This window comes from Pseudoalteromonas 'SMAR', from assembly GCF_048515945.1.
In the GTDB taxonomy this organism is placed as follows: Bacteria; Pseudomonadota; Gammaproteobacteria; order Enterobacterales; family Alteromonadaceae; genus Pseudoalteromonas.
The window spans coordinates 73,376-90,834 of the sequence record NZ_JBLWMW010000014.1 but is presented as its reverse complement, the minus strand read 5'-3'; the positions used below and the strand labels follow the sequence as shown (position 1 = coordinate 90,834).

The 17,459-nt window shown below is 44.3% G+C and carries 14 protein-coding genes; 9 read left to right on the top strand and 5 right to left on the bottom strand.

Annotated features, from left to right (window positions below; translation table 11 throughout):
• On the bottom strand, nt 1–627 hold a 627-nt coding region (locus ACNKW2_RS08150), incomplete at its 3' end, for an Hsp70 family protein (protein ID WP_419148112.1).
• A gap of 243 nt (nt 628–870) precedes the next feature.
• On the opposite strand from ACNKW2_RS08150, the gene ACNKW2_RS08145 reads away from it, so the two are divergent.
• From ACNKW2_RS08145 to ACNKW2_RS08130, 4 genes are read left to right on the top strand one after another with little or no spacing between them, the layout of a single operon-like run.
• The gene (locus tag ACNKW2_RS08145; protein ID WP_419148111.1) at nt 871–1,665 is read left to right on the top strand and encodes a thioesterase family protein; all 795 of its coding nucleotides are present in this window, start codon (nt 871–873) and stop codon (nt 1,663–1,665) included.
• 60 nt (nt 1,666–1,725) lie between these two features.
• Complete coding sequence (locus ACNKW2_RS08140; RefSeq protein WP_419148110.1) at nt 1,726–2,916, top strand: PqiA/YebS family transporter subunit; 1,191 nt, start codon at nt 1,726–1,728, stop codon at nt 2,914–2,916.
• Nucleotides 2,913–4,571, top strand: a complete 1,659-nt coding sequence (gene pqiB / locus ACNKW2_RS08135; RefSeq protein ID WP_419148109.1) for an intermembrane transport protein PqiB — start codon at nt 2,913–2,915, stop codon at nt 4,569–4,571. Before ACNKW2_RS08140 ends, pqiB begins: the two co-directional genes overlap by 4 nt.
• Complete coding sequence (locus tag ACNKW2_RS08130; RefSeq protein ID WP_419148108.1) at nt 4,568–5,164, top strand: PqiC family protein; 597 nt, start codon at nt 4,568–4,570, stop codon at nt 5,162–5,164. Before pqiB ends, ACNKW2_RS08130 begins: the two co-directional genes overlap by 4 nt.
• Here the strand turns inward: ACNKW2_RS08130 and ACNKW2_RS08125 are convergent.
• Nucleotides 5,144–5,668 (bottom strand): GNAT family N-acetyltransferase, encoded by a 525-nt coding sequence (locus ACNKW2_RS08125; RefSeq protein ID WP_419148107.1) that lies wholly within the window; start codon nt 5,666–5,668, stop codon nt 5,144–5,146. The two genes, ACNKW2_RS08130 and ACNKW2_RS08125, sit on opposite strands and share 21 nt — an antisense overlap.
• 144 nt (nt 5,669–5,812) lie before the next feature.
• On the bottom strand, nt 5,813–8,698 hold the full coding sequence (locus ACNKW2_RS08120) for an insulinase family protein (RefSeq protein ID WP_419148106.1): 2,886 nt from the start codon (nt 8,696–8,698) through the stop codon (nt 5,813–5,815).
• Nucleotides 8,699–8,807: 109 nt separating this feature from the next.
• Here ACNKW2_RS08120 and ACNKW2_RS08115 point away from each other — a divergent pair, with 109 nt between their 5' ends.
• From ACNKW2_RS08115 to ushA, 3 genes are all read left to right on the top strand, one after another.
• On the top strand, nt 8,808–9,230 hold the full coding sequence (locus tag ACNKW2_RS08115; RefSeq protein ID WP_419148105.1) for an MAPEG family protein: 423 nt from the start codon (nt 8,808–8,810) through the stop codon (nt 9,228–9,230).
• A 106-nt stretch (nt 9,231–9,336) separates the two neighbouring features.
• Complete coding sequence (locus tag ACNKW2_RS08110; protein ID WP_336565011.1) at nt 9,337–9,528, top strand: hypothetical protein; 192 nt, start codon at nt 9,337–9,339, stop codon at nt 9,526–9,528.
• Nucleotides 9,529–9,592: 64 nt separating this feature from the next.
• The gene (gene ushA, locus ACNKW2_RS08105; RefSeq protein WP_419148104.1) at nt 9,593–11,182 is read left to right on the top strand and encodes a bifunctional UDP-sugar hydrolase/5'-nucleotidase UshA; all 1,590 of its coding nucleotides are present in this window, start codon (nt 9,593–9,595) and stop codon (nt 11,180–11,182) included.
• Nucleotides 11,183–11,221: 39 nt separating this feature from the next.
• Here the strand turns inward: ushA and ACNKW2_RS08100 are convergent, their stop codons facing one another.
• Entirely contained in the window at nt 11,222–12,145 is a 924-nt protein-coding gene (locus ACNKW2_RS08100) for a hypothetical protein (protein ID WP_419148103.1), read from the bottom strand.
• Nucleotides 12,135–12,995, bottom strand: coding sequence for a type 2 periplasmic-binding domain-containing protein (locus ACNKW2_RS08095; protein ID WP_419148102.1), 861 nt, complete (start codon nt 12,993–12,995; stop codon nt 12,135–12,137). The genes ACNKW2_RS08100 and ACNKW2_RS08095 overlap by 11 nt, the downstream gene beginning before the upstream one ends.
• Nucleotides 12,996–13,250: 255 nt before the next feature.
• Here ACNKW2_RS08095 and ACNKW2_RS08090 point away from each other — a divergent pair, with 255 nt between their 5' ends.
• Both ACNKW2_RS08090 and ACNKW2_RS08085 read left to right on the top strand, forming a co-directional pair.
• The gene (locus ACNKW2_RS08090) at nt 13,251–14,114 is read left to right on the top strand and encodes a S1/P1 nuclease (RefSeq protein WP_419148101.1); all 864 of its coding nucleotides are present in this window, start codon (nt 13,251–13,253) and stop codon (nt 14,112–14,114) included.
• Between the two features lie 25 nt (nt 14,115–14,139).
• Nucleotides 14,140–17,343, top strand: coding sequence for a TonB-dependent receptor (locus tag ACNKW2_RS08085; protein WP_419148100.1), 3,204 nt, complete (start codon nt 14,140–14,142; stop codon nt 17,341–17,343).
• Nucleotides 17,344–17,459: the final 116 nt, after the last annotated feature.

The following is a 17,459-nucleotide window of genomic DNA, read 5'->3' as shown; positions in this document are numbered from 1 at the left end:
TTCATCGATTTCGATGATAGAGATATCGAACGTACCACCACCTAAGTCGTATACAGCGATAACATTATCGCCTTTTTTCTTGTCCATGCCGTAAGCAAGTGCCGCAGCCGTTGGCTCGTTGATGATACGTTTAACATCAAGACCAGCAATACGACCCGCGTCTTTCGTTGCTTGACGCTGTGAATCGTTAAAGTATGCAGGAACTGTGATTACCGCTTCTGTTACTTCTTCGCCAAGGTAATCCTCAGCGGTTTTCTTCATTTTCTTCAATACTTCAGCTGAAACCTGTGGTGCTGCTTTTTTCTCACCACGTACTTCAACCCAAGCGTCACCGTTGTCTGCTTTTACGATGCTGAATGGCATGATACCGATATCACGCTGTACTTCTTCATCTTCAAAGCGACGACCGATTAGACGCTTAATCGCGAAAAGTGTGTTTTTAGGGTTTGTTACAGCCTGGCGTTTTGCTGGCTGACCTACTAATGTCTCACCGTCATCTGTGTATGCAATAACAGAAGGAGTTGTGCGATCGCCTTCAGCGTTTTCAATTACGCGTGGCTTATCGCCGTCTAGTACCGCTAGACAAGAGTTAGTAGTACCTAAATCGATTCCAATAATTCTACCCATGAATCTTCTCCGACTTCAAAATTCGTTGTTCAGTTAGTTGCTTTGATAGATAGGGGCAGTGATTTGTAATTCAAGCGTCACAAGGAAAAAAATTTAAAAAAAATTGCATTTTTTTGCGTTTGGCCAGTTTTTCAGCATAAAAGCACGGTGTTTTTGCTTATTTTTTGCCGTCTCAGTGCTTGATTACCTGGTTAGACCAGTTATTCTAACGGTCATTAATAAAGGAAATAAGAGAGCCTGACCATGACTTTTGATGACATTCTCAATAATAACCAATTACAGCAACCCGAGTGCCAATTAACTTTTCCTGCTAATTGGTGCCAAGGCCGCACTGCTTTTGGTGGTTTATCTGCAGCCATTGCGGTGCAAAGCATGAAGCACCAGCTTACCGAGCCGCGTCGTTTGCTCTCTGTGAGTGTTAACTTTGTCGGGCCGCTATTGCAAGACCAACCGTTTAGCGTAAACACCACGGTACTCAGAAGTGGTAAAAACGCCACTCAAATGCAAACGCAATTAATTCAGTCAGGGCAAGTCTGTGTCATTGCCCTGGGATGCTTTGGTAAAGACCGAGACTCAAGCATCATTGTCGATAATGATTTCAGCTCCAGTTTAGAGCCAGTCAACCCAAAGGCTATATTACCTTATCAAGAGGGAGTAATGCCGGCGTTTTTCCAACATGTCGCGCTCAACGCACAACAAGGTGCAATGCCATTTTCAGGCGCCCCTTCTTCGCACTTAGGCGGCTGGATGCGCTTTAAACAGCAAAGCTCAGCGGTCACAGAGCTGCACACTCTTGCACTTGCTGACGCTTGGCCACCGACTTTACTACAAATGTGTAAGGCGCCAAGTCCTGCAAGCAGCATGTCGTGGTATATTGAGTTTTTATCGGAGATTGAGCTTGCCAGCGATCAGTGGTTAGGTTTTGAAGCCATTACTCACCACAGCCAAAACGGTTATGGCATTGAAGACGCAAAAATAAGCTCCAGCTCAGGTCAACTGCTGGCATTAAGCAGGCAAACGGTGGCGGTATTCGACTAATATTGCAAAAGCCAGTGGGATAACGCACACTTAAACCATAGTAATCCACTGAGCTTGAATGTGATAACAGCCTGTCCCGAGTGCGACACTCTAGTCACCATAGACGATAGTAATGCTCATAAACGCGCCCTGTGTCCAACCTGTGAGCGCGTTTTACGTCATATTCCTGGTTATCAAAACCAGTGGGTACAGGCCTTTTCCATCGCCGCTTTACTGTTTTTATTTGCCAGCTTGTTCCCCACCTTTATTTCTTATAGTCAACACGGTTTAACTCAGGTGGTGAGTTTATGGCAAGCCACGGTATTACTCAGTGAACAGTACAGTTTCTTTCTCGCGGCTTTATTTGCGTTTGCTATTTTTGTTATGCCAGTGACCGTGTCCGTACTGTTATTGTTGGCCCATACCCCGATTTGGCAGCGAATAAACGCCCACAACGCCCGTTACCTTGCCCGTTTTATTGCCGCACTCACACCACTCAACCTCACCGATATTTTCTTAGTTGCAGTACTGGTAAGTGCCTTTAAGTTAATGTCTTTTGCTGAATTAGAAATGGGGTTAGGGTTTTGGGCTTATATCCTCTTTGTTTTTTGTTTTATCGAGGCCTTGTCGCTGTTCGACCATGAACACCTTTGGCGTGAGCACACTGCGCAGCTCACACAAGACCCTAACTGGGTGGTTGAGGGCAACCATAAGCGCTGTAAAGTATGCGGCTTTGTCGGCCATGGTCAGCGCTGTGAACGTTGCTTTGCTAAACTCAGGCATCGCACAGAGCAATCATTACAACGCAGTTTAGCTTGGATGTTTACCAGTGTGGTGCTGCTGTTGCCAGCCAATATGCTGCCCATCATGGACACCATCAGTTTAGGCATGCACACCCCAGCCACCATATTTTCTGGCGTAGTGGTGTTATGGCAAGACGGCTCCTATCCTGTGGCCTCACTGATTTTTTTAGCCAGCATTTGTATTCCAATAATCAAGGCAGTGCTATTAAGTTACCTCTTGCTGCGGGCAAAACGTCCGAAGAATCCATTAAAAGCGACTCGGGTGTATCGTTTATTGGAATACGTTGGTCGCTGGTCAATGATAGATGTGTTTGTGGTTATCTTGCTGGTTTCTCTGGTGCAGCTGGGCACTGTGTTGAATGTTGAGCCTGAAATTGGCATTGTATTTTTCACTATGATGGTACTATGCCAAATTGCAGCAGTGAATAGTTTTGATCCGCGCCTTTTATGGGATAAAAAGAAACAATGAGTGTTGATGCGAAAATAGAAGACAAACCCAAGTTTTCCGTGATTTGGATAGTGCCAATTATTGCCCTATTGATCACCGGCTGGATGCTTTACCAACATCAAATTAATAAAGGCCATGTCATTTTTGTGAAAATGAACGACGCCGACGGCATCATTGCCGGAAAAACCGAGGTAAGGGTGAAAAGCGTTAAGGTGGGCTTGGTTGAATCACTGCAATTAGAATTACAACAAAACGCCGTGGTGGCCAAAGTGCGAATTTTACAGCCTTATGGCGAGCTTTTAGCTGAAGACTCTGCGCTTTGGGTGGTTAAACCGAGAATTGATGAGTCAGGTATATCCGGCATGAACACCTTACTGTCGGGTGTGTATATCGAACTGTCTCCTGGTGAATCCTCATCCCGCTCGAGTATGTTTACTTTAATGGATGAACCGGCATTGATCAGCTCTGAAGTAGAAGGTAAACGTTATCAATTGGTGGCAACTGATGCCGAAGTACTGGATGTCGGCTCCAGCGTGTTTTTTAGAAATTACAAAATCGGCCAGGTGGAGTCTGCGCATTTTAACGCCGAGACCCTAAAGATGGATTATGGTATTTTTATTTACTCACCTTACGATCAGCTTATTACCAATAACGCGATTTTTTGGGTGAGTTCTGGCGTCGACTTTAAGCTCTCAACAGAAGGCGTTGAAGTGTCTACCGGCTCACTATCGAAGATGCTAAAAGGTGGGATTTCTGTCGACTACCCGCCTACTATGCCCAGTGGCAAAGTAGCGCAAGAGGAAAAGCGCTTTTCGTTACATAAAAACTATGCCATGGCGCTGGAGCGGCGCTTTGATGAGTTTGATTATTATCTTATTGAATTTGAGCAATCAATCAGAGGGTTAAAAGCGGGTGCCCCAATTGAGTATCGCGGCATGCGCGTCGGCACCATCGAGCAAGTGCCTGCCACCGGCATATCAGATGATAGACCTTTGTATTTCCAACAAGGCAACACTGCGGTGCCTATCTTAGTAAAAATAGAATATGGTCGGATCTACGAAGATGCCTCTGTTGCCGCTAAATACTGGTCAGATAATATAGAACAATGGATTAAAAGTGGTCTTAGGGCATCACTCAAAAGTGGTAATTTGTTAACAGGTGCGGTATACATAGAGTTAGACTTTTACCCAAATGCAGAACCTGTTAAAATCGCTCAAACCTCGGCATACCCCATATTGCCTAGTGTTCAGAGCGGCATCACAGTGCTCTCGGAACAAGTCACACATTTACTCAACAAGTTAAATGGGTTACCTCTCGAAACAACTGTTAAGGAGCTAGAGGGGACCTTAAAGCAACACAGGCTATTAGCAATGGAAATGAATCAGCTCGTAGAAGCACTTAACGACAATAATATTACGGAAAAAGTAGACAACAATTTAGTTAGCCTAGAGTCCACCCTGACCCAACTCACCTCGAGTTTAAAGCAATTTGAGCAAACCATGACTCAATACCAAAAAGGCTCAGGGGTGATGGATCAATTGAGCGATACCTTAGAAGAGTTAGAAAGCTTATCTAACCGCCTTAAGCCCATTTCAAAAGGACTCAATGAACAGCCGAATATGCTAATCTTTAATAAAGAAGATGAAGCCGATCCACTGCCTAGGAAGAATAAATGAGGCTGGTATTTTTTGCCCTTGTCACCACCTTAATCCTCACAGGATGTTTTACTCACCCAAAACAACCTGTGAGTTACTATCAGTTTGATTCAGTGGTGCAGCAACAAAAAACCGATAAGCTTGATGAACAAACGGTCTTATTGGTTGATAAGGTGCAGCTTAACGAGCTGTACGATCAGCAAGCACTGATCCAAGTACTAGCCAATAATCAAGTCAACATTGCCAACTTCCACTTTTGGGCACAACCTCCCAGTGAAATGTTAACTTGGCAATTGATCGACGCCCTCAATCAGCAACCACAGCAGGTGGCACTTAATAGCACTAAGTACTACCGTGACAATCAACCCCACTATCGCCTTGCAATTGAATTAAATGAGTTCGCCGGACACCACGCAAAAGGCGCAATAATGACAGGCAGCTGGTACCTATATTACTTCGACCAAGGTCGCTACCAATTGCACCAGCTAAATAATTTCAGCTTTACAACACCACTGCAGGCAGATGGTTTCAGCGCTCTAGTTAGCGCTCACCAGAACAACTTTGCACAGTTGCAGCAACAGCTTAAAAGAGCATTAAAGCTTCAGTACGAATAACTGCACCGGCTGCAAATGGGCATCAATAATTAGCTCCCCTACCTGATCAAACCCTAAGCGGTTCAATAAGTTAATACTGGACTTATTACTGCTTAAGGTGATAGCTGAAAGTTGGGTCAATTCATTTTGTGTTTTTAAAAACTCAATTAACAGAGCTGCGGACTGATACGCCAGACCACGGCCAGTATAATCATCTAAAAATGCGTAACCAATGTCCGGACAGGTTAAAAACGGCCGTTGATATAAACCACAAATACCAATGGCTTGATTAGTCCCTTGCTCAACCACCACAAAGGGCGCCACCGCGCCAATTTGATATGGGATCAAAAACGACTGCTCAATATGGATCTGAGCATCTTCTATGGTACGGATCCCTTTATCGCGAATATTGTTAATAAAGCTGGTTTGATTCAACAGCTGCAGAATAAAAGCGGCGTCTTCAAGGTTAGCGCGCCTAAGTGCAATCTGGGAATTTTCGATTAGCGTTGTATTGTGCTGCTGCATCCGTAAACCACTGTGCTAAAGAAGAAATAGAATACAATCATAGCCCTAGTGCGACCATGAACCAAATTAAACAGGCCGAACATGAATGACATGCTCGGCCTGTAACTTGTCACCCTAAGGCGCTCATTGCGTTAGTTTGCACCATTAATCCTGCAACGATACCGTCTCACTGAGCTGCTTAACGGACTCAAGCTTGGTTTGACCTTTAAGGTCAGCAAACGGTTGCGACTGAAACTTTTCACCGCGTAACTGCACATTAAGCCGTGCAGCGTCTGGGTTAAGTACGGTTTGCTGATAATAGTCTTTTATATCTTGCAAGGTCACGGCTCTGACAGCTGCAGTGAGCTTGGCTTTTGAATCAAAGGCCATGTTTTCTTTGAACCAGTCGGTTAGTAGCGGTTGTGATTCTTCCGCTAGATTTTTCGGCTCTTCAGTTAACGACACTAAGGCTGCGTTTTTTAACTGCTCAAAAGTCTTATTATCTAAGTTAGCCAAACTTTTTGCATACTCGAGTTTAAAATCATCGAAGCGCTGTTGCATGCTTTTTGCGTCTTTCACTGGGGTTTGAATGTAGAAGCCCATGGCCGAGTAATCTTCAATGTCAAAGCTCGCAGCACCTACCGCATAAGCCAGCTGCTCTTGTGTCCTCAAAGTGTCAAATGCCGCGGTTCTTAAATGACCTTGAAGTACTAGTGCTGCGGCCTTTGAAGCGTAGCCTTTGACTGGGTGAACGGCAAAATCAACCACAGCAACATCTGCAACGTCAATGTCTTGCTGCCATACTAAGGTTTGTTCTGCTTGGGGCTGCCAAAACTTAGCTCGAGCATACGCGGTGACTTTTTCACGCTTTGGCAACGCTTGTGTCAAGGTTTGATACACTTGCTTAAGCGCAGCTTGGTCATAATTGCCGTATGCAAAAACTCTAACTTGATTGTTGCTTAACAGGTGATCTTGCACCTGCTTAAACTCTTCAACCGTCAGAGACTGTGCCGCCGCAATCAACGCCTCATCATCAAAATTACCGGAGCTTATTAATTTGCGATAAACATTAAAGGCTTGCCTAACCGGGAACTCTTTACGCTGATTTTGAATACCACGGACATAACGATCGATGGCTTGTGCAAAGCTGCGCTCATCACTGTTCACAGCAATATTGTTAAGTGCTTGCTTTAGTAGCTCAGGTTGTTTATCGGTAAACCCAGAGACATTCATCACCAGACCATTAGCTGCCGTAACGCTCAGACCCATTCCTGCTACCCCAGCTTCAGTCATCAGCTTGGCCTTTTCGATGCGATACAAGTCTGACCAAATAGACAAAGCCACTTGAGTTTTAACATCGTTCAATGCCTGCGGGCTGTTTATGTAGAGCTTAAGGTTGCCTTTCGGCTGCTGATAAAAACGCTCACTGGCGGCATGCCAAATTTGCACGCCCGCTTGGTCCATTACTTTTTGCACACCTTTTTTGGCGTCTTCTGCAGAGGTTTTTATGGCAAACTGCTCTGGCAGCAAGGTATTGACACTCGGTAAGGCCAAAGCAAATTGCGACTGACTTTGCCATTTTTCAATGGTGTCTGTGTCTAAGTCAACCACTTTGTATTCACCATCATAAAAGTGCAGCTTAGCATCCACAGGCTCATCTTTGCTGACGTACCACACGCGCAGATGCTCAGGAGTCAACTGTGATAACACCGCATTGACCGCATCAGCATCGAAATCGGCATAATGGTAGCTGGCATTGATGGCATGATTTACGGGGTAATGTTGCATGGCATCAGCAAGGTTGCTGACATAACCAAATTCATCGCCTTTTTCTAAGAATCGAAACTGATTATTCAACGACGTTTTAATTTCGTCGAAGTAGCGCTTATCAATACCGTCCTGCTTAATCATATCTATGTAATTGAGCACGGTACCGGTGATCAACTCACGGTTTTCCATACCATCGTCGGTAAGTTGGATGTCTACCTGCAAGGTGCCATAGTTACCATAATGGTTCGGTGTGGCATAAGCTGTAAGAGACGAAATTAAGCCTTGCTCTTTGAGAACTTGAGCCGGGCTGCCGGCCATCTCATTGCTCAGTAGGTAGGTAACGAAGTAGTTTGGTTTAACCGCAAACTGCTCGGCATTATTGGCAATGGTAAAATCCAATTTTAGGGTTTTTACGTCTTCATTAGGCTTATAGTGAACCAGCTTTTGGCCAACCTTTTCAATGTCTAAGCGCTTTTCAACACTGGGCTTGGCAATGTTTTTATTTTCAATCGAGCTAAAATGACGTTTTGCTTTTTCAGCCATGCTCTTCAGCGGCTCATTGGAGATCATCGCCACTTTCATAATATTAGATGAGTAATATTTTTGGTAAAATGCCACCGTTTCAGCGTGTAGCTTACTATCGGGTTTATCGCCCAAGGTTTCTAAGTTACCAATCAAAAAGCGATTAGCTGGATGGTCACCCATCATATTTCGCGCTAATTTAAACTGACCAAAAAAGTCCATTTCGCGGCGCATCGACCACTCGGCATTGACGGCGTTTTTTTCTTTTTCGGTGTATTCAGGATACAGCTTTGGTGATTTAAAGAAGTCAGAAAAGCGGTCTAATGCTTCATCGTAGGCATCGTTATTGACCTTAAACATGTAATTGGTGATATCAAGCCAAGTGTAGGCATTGTGGGCGCCACCATTTTTGGTCATAAACTCGGAATAACCTTTGTTATCTGGGTATTTTTCCGTGCCGAGAAAAAGCATATGTTCTAAATAGTGTGCCATCCCCTGCTGTGACATTGGGTCATGCAGCAGCCCTACTCCCACGCTGAGTGCTGCAGCTGACTTTGAAACACTGGGGTCAGAGACCAAGATGACATCAATGCCATTTTCCAGCGTTAGGGTTTGATATTGTCTATCGTCATTGGGACTCACTACTAGCTCAGTGGCCAATAATTTCGATTCCACGACTGGTGCTTGAAGTTGGTCGGTTGTGCTACAACCCGACATAACAGCCAATGCCAAGGTACTAATTACAAATAGCTTTTTCATAAACATTCCATATTGTTATATTTTGAAATAAGTCTATCATCGTCATAACTACTTTTATTTGCAATAACAACCTAGGTTGTTTTGTAACACTTCGTAAACTAGGAATGGTATGACAACAGCAATCTATTTATTACTCGCAGCGCTTTTCTTACAAACCTTGCTCACCTTTACGGTGATGGTAATTATGGGACGGCGTCGCTTCGCTGCCGCTCGAAAAAAACAAATCCAAATGGCGCAATTTAATACTATGCAGCTGGATGATGCGCCAGAGCCGGTTATCTTAGCCTCGCGCAATTTTGTCAATCAATTTGAGATCCCAGTGTTATTTTTTGTGGTGTCACTGGCTGCTCTGACACTAAACCAAGTGAGCTTAGCCTTTAGCATCATTGCCTTATTGTTCGCATTTAGTCGTATCGCACATACCATTGTTCATATTGGCAAGAATCATTTACGCACTCGCTTTCGCCTATATTTAGTGGGCTGTGCTTTAGTTATGCTGCAGTGGCTAACACTTATCTTTACACTTATATAACTTGAGATTATATAATCATCGCTGCTTTTAACTAATCGGTCTTTAAAGTTGCCACCAGTTTGCTAGCATGCTGGGCGTTGAATAAAAGAACAACAGGGGCAACAAGATGAAACATAACAAGATGATCTGTGATTTTGGCCTGCACGCTGGGGAAGCATACACCGATTTACCAGCCAGCTTTTTGAACTGGATGGTAGAAACAGGTCACGAAAAGTGTGACATTGCCAAACTAGAACTAGAAAGAAGAACCATGGCGGTGGTAGAGCACGCAAAAAAACTCCATGATTTTGAGTGCTAGCTCTATAAAAAAACAATAAATGTTTTAAACTATGCGCATAATTTGCTTATTTGCAGTAACTATTATGCGCAATTTCCTTATTACTTCCTCGCTGCTAGTACTGAGTGCTTGCCAGCTCGTACCATCGGCTCCAGAGCCGGAAACAGATTATTTAACCATATTACACACCAATGATAATCATGGCCGCTTTTGGCGCAATGAAAAGGGTGAGTATGGTATGGCCGCTCGTAAAACACTTATTGACCAACTAAAAGCACAGGCCAAAGCCCAAGGCCATGCTGTGATCCTACTCTCTGGTGGCGACATCAATACCGGTATTCCAGAATCGGATTTACAGTTTGCTGAGCCGGATTTCAAAGGCATGCGCCGCTTAGGCTACGATGCCATGGCCATTGGTAATCACGAATTTGATAACCCCAGAGCGATTTTAGATAAACAGATTGCCTGGGCTCAATTTCCTGTTTTATCTGCGAATATCATCGACAAACAAAGCGCACAACCAGCGTATGAACCCTACACTATTATTGAGCGTCAAGGCTTGACCATTGCTGTACTGGGGTTAACCACCGTGGATACGGTGAAGATTGCTAACCCTAAGCATGTAAAAGGGCTCGAGTTTATTTCACCACTTAGCGCTACCAAGCAATGGATACCAAAAATTAAACAACAATACCGCCCAGACATCACCATCGCTGTGACACACATGGGCCATTATCATGACGCTCAACATGGTATTAACGCAGCGGGTGATGTCACCCTTGCACGCCAATTATCTCCTGGCACACTCGACCTAATTGTAGGCGGCCATTCGCAAGAGCCGGTGTGTGTTGATAAAAATGGCAACGCCGATAGCAATTTTGCTCCTGGTAAAGACTGCCATCCAGACCAACAAAATGGCGTATGGATAATGCAGGCCCATGAATGGGGTAAATATGTTGGCAAGGCCGTGTTTAAACTATCAGGTGACAGCAAAGAGCTTGTTAGTTATGAGTTATTGCCTGTTAACCTAAAAAACAAGCAAGGCCAAACCTATACCCAAGCCATTGCTGAAGACCCTGAGATGCTGGCTTTTTTACAGCCATACCAAGATAAAGGCCAAGCTCAAATTGCCGGAGCTGTGGGTTCCGTTGATAGCTTCCTCGATGGTCGCCGCAGCACGGTCAGGTTTCAGCAAAGTAATCTAGCTGACTTAATCATTAATGCCCAAATGGCCACCGTTAATGCCGACTTCGGCATTATAAGTGGAGGCGGTATTAGAGACAGTATTCAGGCTGGCGATGTCAGCTATAAGGATGTGCTTAAGGTGCACCCATTTAGAAACCGCATTACTTATGTTGATTTTAGTGGTAAAGAGTTACTAGATTACCTGAAAGTTGTTAGCGCATTTCCGCCCGACTCTGGCGCTTACATGCAATATCACCACTTAAGCTTTGAGGGCCTTGGTGATCAGATCAACGCAGTGAAAATCGCCGGTGAGCCACTGGACTTAAACAAAACCTATCGTATGAGCATCAACAGTTATAACGCCGCCGGAGGTGATGGTTACCCAAAACTGAATCATTTGCCGGGTTATACCGCCACCGACTTTACTGATGCCCAAGCGTTAAAAGACTACTTGCAACAACACAGTCCCATCAAAGCGGTGGATCTTTAACCGCGCAGCTGGGGTGGTTACTCGGCTGCCTCAGCTTGTTTATTTACCAATAATTTCGATGTCTGATTTTTTCACGTTATTTAAGCCATAACTATGTAACTTAGAACGTGACCCTTCACCATGGGCTTTTGGCGGGTAGTAACGGACTTTTTGCTCTGGAAACGGGGCCAACACCTCATCCAATGCGGCACGAATTTCGCTCAAGGTTTTTTCCAAACTGTTGGTAAAGTTGGGCCGCTTGCGAATGGTGTGACCCAGCTCAATCAAACGATAAAAGTACTTATTGGCAAGCTCGATAAGCTCTTCAGGCATGTCTTTATTTTGATTTAATACCACCTCAGGGTGGTGTTCACAAAACTCCACTAAAGCCAAGTAAAAGCACAGTGGTTTGTTGGCAAGTTGCACTTGGCGGCTTTTATCGTGATTACTGGTGACGACTTTATTAAAGAGGTCAACCACCAATTGAAACTCGGGTGCTGTTGCTGCACTTTTCTGTGCTCGTTTGGCAGCAACGTAGGACTTCCTATCAAACCAGCGATAAGCGAAGAACAGTAATAGCGCGAGCACAAGCGGAAATATAAAGGTACTAAAAGCCAACTGCCTATCGGCGGAAACCGTAATGTAGTAATCCTTGTAGGGACCGGAAAGCCTTAACTGCTTCCCTTCTGAACTGGTATTTTTTGTCGCACTGATGTTGTTAACCGTTAACCGCGAGCCTTGCTTTGTTAGCTCATTATTCAGCGCGGTAATGTATGTGTTTAACTGCGCCTCATTGCCGGCATAATTTAACAGCGGATCAGCAATGGCTAAGCGCCGCAAATCAATCGCTACTCGCAGCGAAATGGACTGTTCTGTTTTGGCTATAGCTTTATCAATATTGCTGCTTTGTGCTAAGTAAAACACGCTTAAAAAGCATGTAACAAGCAGCGTAAAAAACACGCCTTGTTGTACTTTATAGCTCACTGTTTGCTCCTTTAAAGCCATAAGGCAAGGTTTGGCACTGCCAATAGCGCTGAGCGTGTTCGAAATAGCTCGAGGTGCGTTGATGCGCTACGTCACTGAATACTTTTTGCAACGAGCAGGCTAAATCAACATTCTGATCTGACATTTTTAAATACCATTTACTACCCACAACATTACTGGCAATTGGCGTGATGTAGTTTTTTGAAAAGCGCTGCTCATCTAGGTCTGACCAATAAGTAGAAATGATGTCGACCTTGCCTTGGGCTAATTGATCGCGTAACACCCGATGTGAGCTAAAGTATTTTATATCTAGGGCATCGATGTCTAAATCGAGGGACTTAAACACACTTTTCGGCAGAATATGCCCAGAGCGACTGGTTGGATAGTCTACCAAGCCGATGCGCTTATCTAAAAAATAGGCCTTGGTTAACTTTGGCTTTTCCGTATTAGAAATAAAAAAGGCAGAATAACTTGGGTATCCCAATACTGGCATAAAGTTCTGTGTTGACTCCGCCATTAATGCCGACATGATGTTTTCTTTACTCAAGATGACATCCGCAATCCCTTTTGACAAAAACTCTATCTGCTCTGCCAATTGGCTGCCCCAAAACACCGTTACAGCGCCATATTGTCTTGCCACCACAGGGTCTTGACAAATGGGCGATAAAACTGACATCGCAATACTGCGCACCGGCACATGAACTTTTAAGGTATTAACATTGTCTACAGCAGCAGTCTCACAACGCTGTGAATACTCCAGCACAGGCTCTAATGTAATTGCTTTGTGGTGTGTTAGCTTATTTGCCAACAACCAACATAGCAGGCCACCTAAAATAAGCAGTATCGCCATGCTAAGCCATCGAGTGTAAATGTTATCCACTTTCAATTCTGTCTTATCCTATTTGCCACAACAACAATAATAACAAACAAGCTTACCTATTGTAACTAGTAAACTTACTTAAAAATCCTAAGCAACTGATTATTAAGCTTTATTAATAAGAAATTATGAATCTTATTGAGTCCTTTTATTTTCATCAAAAATGCGGACAATTGGCCTCACTTTTTAGCGGGCAGTTACGCCACTGACTTTAAAAAAGAGAACATCATGTTACGTAAAAGTTTCGCCCTAGCAGTTACTGCTGGTGTTATGTTGAGCACTCAGGTTCATGCCTGGGGACAAAATGGTCACCGAATTGTGGGTGAGTTAGCTGAGGCACATTTAACAGCTACCACCAAGCAAGCCATTAAACCGCTCCTAGAAGGTGATTCCTTAGCAGAGGTTTCTACTTGGGCCGATGAAATGCGTTCTAATCCCAGTGAGTTTTGGCGCAGAAAGTCTTCTAAGTGGCATTATATTAACATTAAAAACCCCGCTAAAATGCACGAGCATGTTCACCATGGCATTAGTAGCAAAGATCAGGTTAAAAACATTCTTGATGGCATGCATTACGCTATCAACACCTTACAATCAGCGCAAACCTCTATCGATGAAAAACGTTTTGCGTTTCGCTTTTTAGTTCACTTAGTGGGCGACAGCCATCAACCATTTCATGCTGGACGCAGTGAAGACCGCGGCGGCAACCGCATCAAGGTTTCATTTTTTGGCAATGACACCAACTTACACAGCACTTGGGATACCAAGTTAGTGGAAAATGAGAACCTGTCTTTCACTGAATTCACACGCTTTATTCAAACTTATAACAGCGAAGTGATCGCCGAGTACCTAGACAGCGCTCCGGCGGATTGGTTACTTGAATCAAATGCTATCGCTGAACGCATTTACGAAGCCAATGAAACAGACATCAGCTATGGCTACATCTACAAACATATGCCAACGGTTAAGTTTCGCTTGCAACAAGGCGGGATCCGCTTAGCAGGCCTTTTAAATCAATTGTTTGATGCTAATGCTAAACCTTTGGTTTCGGCATTAAAAAAGCAACAAAATAAATCAACTACGTCTTTAAAATAACCATTCATACACGGGAAACAACACAATGAAAAACGTTCGCTTGAGCCAAGTCGCAGGAGCACTCGCCCTAGCACTTGGAGTATCGGTAAGTGCTTTTGCTGCTGATACATCCTCTGCACTACGCGGTAAAATCACCAACCCAAATGGTGAAGCTGCGGCAAATGTAAAAGTAACGGTACTTCATGAGCCAACGGGTACAGTTAGCACATTCACAACCAATGAATCAGGTGCTTTCATTGCTAAAGGCTTGCGCGTTGGTGGTCCTTATCGAGTACTACTTGATTCTGACAAATACACCGATACTAGCGTCGAAAACATCTACTTAGAACTAGGTGAGACGCGTCGTATGACGTCACAGCTGGAACCGTTACAAATGGAAAAAATCCAAGTAACGGGTTACAAGATTGTACAACAAGCTGGCGGCTCAAGTAGTGTATTTGGCGAAGATGCCATTGCTAATACGCCAAGCTTTAATAACGACATTAAAGACATTGCCCGTCTTAACCCATTAGCCAGCATTAACGGTAATGGCGAACTAACCATTGCCGGTGGTAACCCAAGAACCAACAGCCTAACCGTTGATGGTATCGGCCAAAACGATGACTTTGGCCTTAACTTTGGTGGTTACCCAACAGAGCAACCACCTGTTGCACTTGATGCCATCGAACAGATTTCAGTAGACGCATCGCCTTTCTCAGCAACCAAAGGTAACTTTGGCGGCGGTACGATTAACGCCGTAACTAAATCAGGCTCAAACGAGTTTACTTTCACAGGTTTCTACGAGTTTTCTAACCCAGATTTAGCCGGTGATACTGAGTCTATCTCTCAAGTTTACGCCGATGGCGATCCAGCTTTGGACGAAGACGGCCACCGTACTTTTGAAATCACTAAAGCAGACCCAATTCAGTCTGAAAAGCGTTTTGGTATCAGCACCGGTGGTGCCATCATTGAAGACGAATTATTCTTCTTTGTAAACTACAACAGCTGGGCTAAAGAGCTGGACATGGATTATGGTTTTGAAGGTTCAGGTGCGGTACATGAGTACAACACCACAGAAGCGAACTATAACCAGTTCTTGTCTATTTTAAACAGTGAGTATGGCTTCACTGATAGCCTAGGTGGCGATCCAGAAGACACCAACGACAGCTTACTAGTTAAACTAAGCTGGAACATCAATGAAGCGCACCGTGCTGATTTCACTTATCAGTGGCAAGACGACCAAGACGAGCGTAACTTCGGCACTGGTGGTGACACCGTTTCACTGGCTTCAAGCCGCTATATCTACGAAACGTCATTCAATAACTTTGCAGCCAAGTTCTACTCTGATTGGAGTGATGACCTATCAACAGAAATCGGTATCGCTTACAAAGACGTATCAAGCGATAGCAAAACCTTCTCTGATATTGGTTCAGTAAAAGTTGAAGAGTATTACCGCGGCCCAGCTTATCAGTTTGGTACTGACGAGTTCCGTCACAAAAACAGATCAGAAACAGAAAACCTAACGCTTACTTTCGATGGTACTTACTTCTACGGTGACCACGAAATTAACTTTGGTGCGCAGTTCGAAAGCTTGAGACTGTACAACCTGTTTGCAGCTAACTCATTGGGTTCTTGGGAATTCGATAGCCTAGAAGATTTCGAGAACCGCGAAGTGGGCAACTTCCGTGGAAACTACGACTTCTCATACAGTAATGCCTACACTAACAACCCAGATGACACTGCCTACGACGCGAGAAGAAATCAGTTAGCACTGTACATTGAAGATACGTTCTACCCAATGGACGACTTAGAGCTAACTGCCGGTGTACGTTATGAGCGTTTGTCTTCTGACGATAAGCCAACCCTTAACGAAAACTTCCTAAACACCTATGGCTTTTCTAACCAAGAAAACCTAGATGGCCTAGACATCATCTTGCCACGTGTGGGCTTTAAGTATTACGCCACTGAGGCATTAACGGTTAAAGGTGGTGTTGGTCGCTTCCAAGGTGGTATTCCAAATGTTTGGTATAACAACCCGTACCAAAACGATGGTATCACTTATGTAGCGGCTAGCAGCGATGCCATTGCAGCATACTACTCTGAAAACCAAGCAGACATTACTGCGGTACCAGATGAGATTAAAAACTCACTAACGCAAGGCGCAGGTAGCACAAACTACACAGACCCTAACTTTGAATTGCCTTCAAGCATTCGTGCCCAAGTTGGCTTTGAGTATGACTTTGACTCAGCGTTACTAGGCGATGGCTTTAAGTGGACGGCAGAGCTTGCCTACCACAAAAAAGAAAACGAAGCAGTATGGCACAACACGGCTCTTACGCCAGTAGGTGAGTCTGCAGATGGTCGTATCATCTATGACAGCATCTACGAAGGTGAGTTACGCGATAACTTCGACATCATGATGACTAACAGCGACGAAGATGGCCGCTCTGTTATCTTCTCTACAGCTTTAGCGAAAGAGTTTGATAATGGTCTTTATGCATCAGTAAGTTACGCTCACCAAGACGTAACCGAAGTTGCACCTGGTTCTTCTTCACGTGCGCAGAGTAACTACAAGCACGCCATTGTACAAAGCCGTAACGTGGATATGGTTGGCCGTGGTTACTACGAAGTTGAGCACAGCTTAAAAATTAACTTACGTTATGAAACGCAGTTCTTTGATGGCTACAACACTCAGTTCAATGTCTTCTTCGAACGTCGTTCTGGTCGTCCATTCAGCTACTCAATGGGCTTCTACAATGATGGCGACTTCGGTGATACCAGAGATTTCTGGAGCAACTCAGCATACCTAGCATACATCCCAAGTGGTGCGGATGATGCGAACGTAAACTGGGAAGAATCTAGCTTGCAATGGAATGAGCTTGAAGCATTACTTAATCGTGCAGGCATCTCTGAGCGCGGCACCATTTTAGACCGTAACACAGGAACACAGCCTTGGGTTACCACCATGGACTTCAGCTTTAAGCAAGAAATCCCTGGTTTTGTTGACGGCCACAAAGGTCAGTTCTACTTCATGGTAGAAAACTTTGCCAACCTTCTGAACAGCGACTGGGGTGTTGAGAAACGCATGGGCTTCTCTGACCAAGCAGTATATGACTTCGGTGGATTGGATGATCAAGGCCGTTTAATCTTAGAAAACCGCCACAATGGCGCAGACGTTCGTAACTACAACCAGATCGTTGCAGGTTCATCGGGCTGGCAAGCTAAGCTTGGTATTCGTTATACATTCTAATATCTAACACGTAATTAGATAATCTCCCAAAGGCCAACTTATGTTGGCCTTTTTTCATTTACATCAACCCTAATCAACTACGCTTTGCTTCACTTATTCCCACAATACCTACTTAG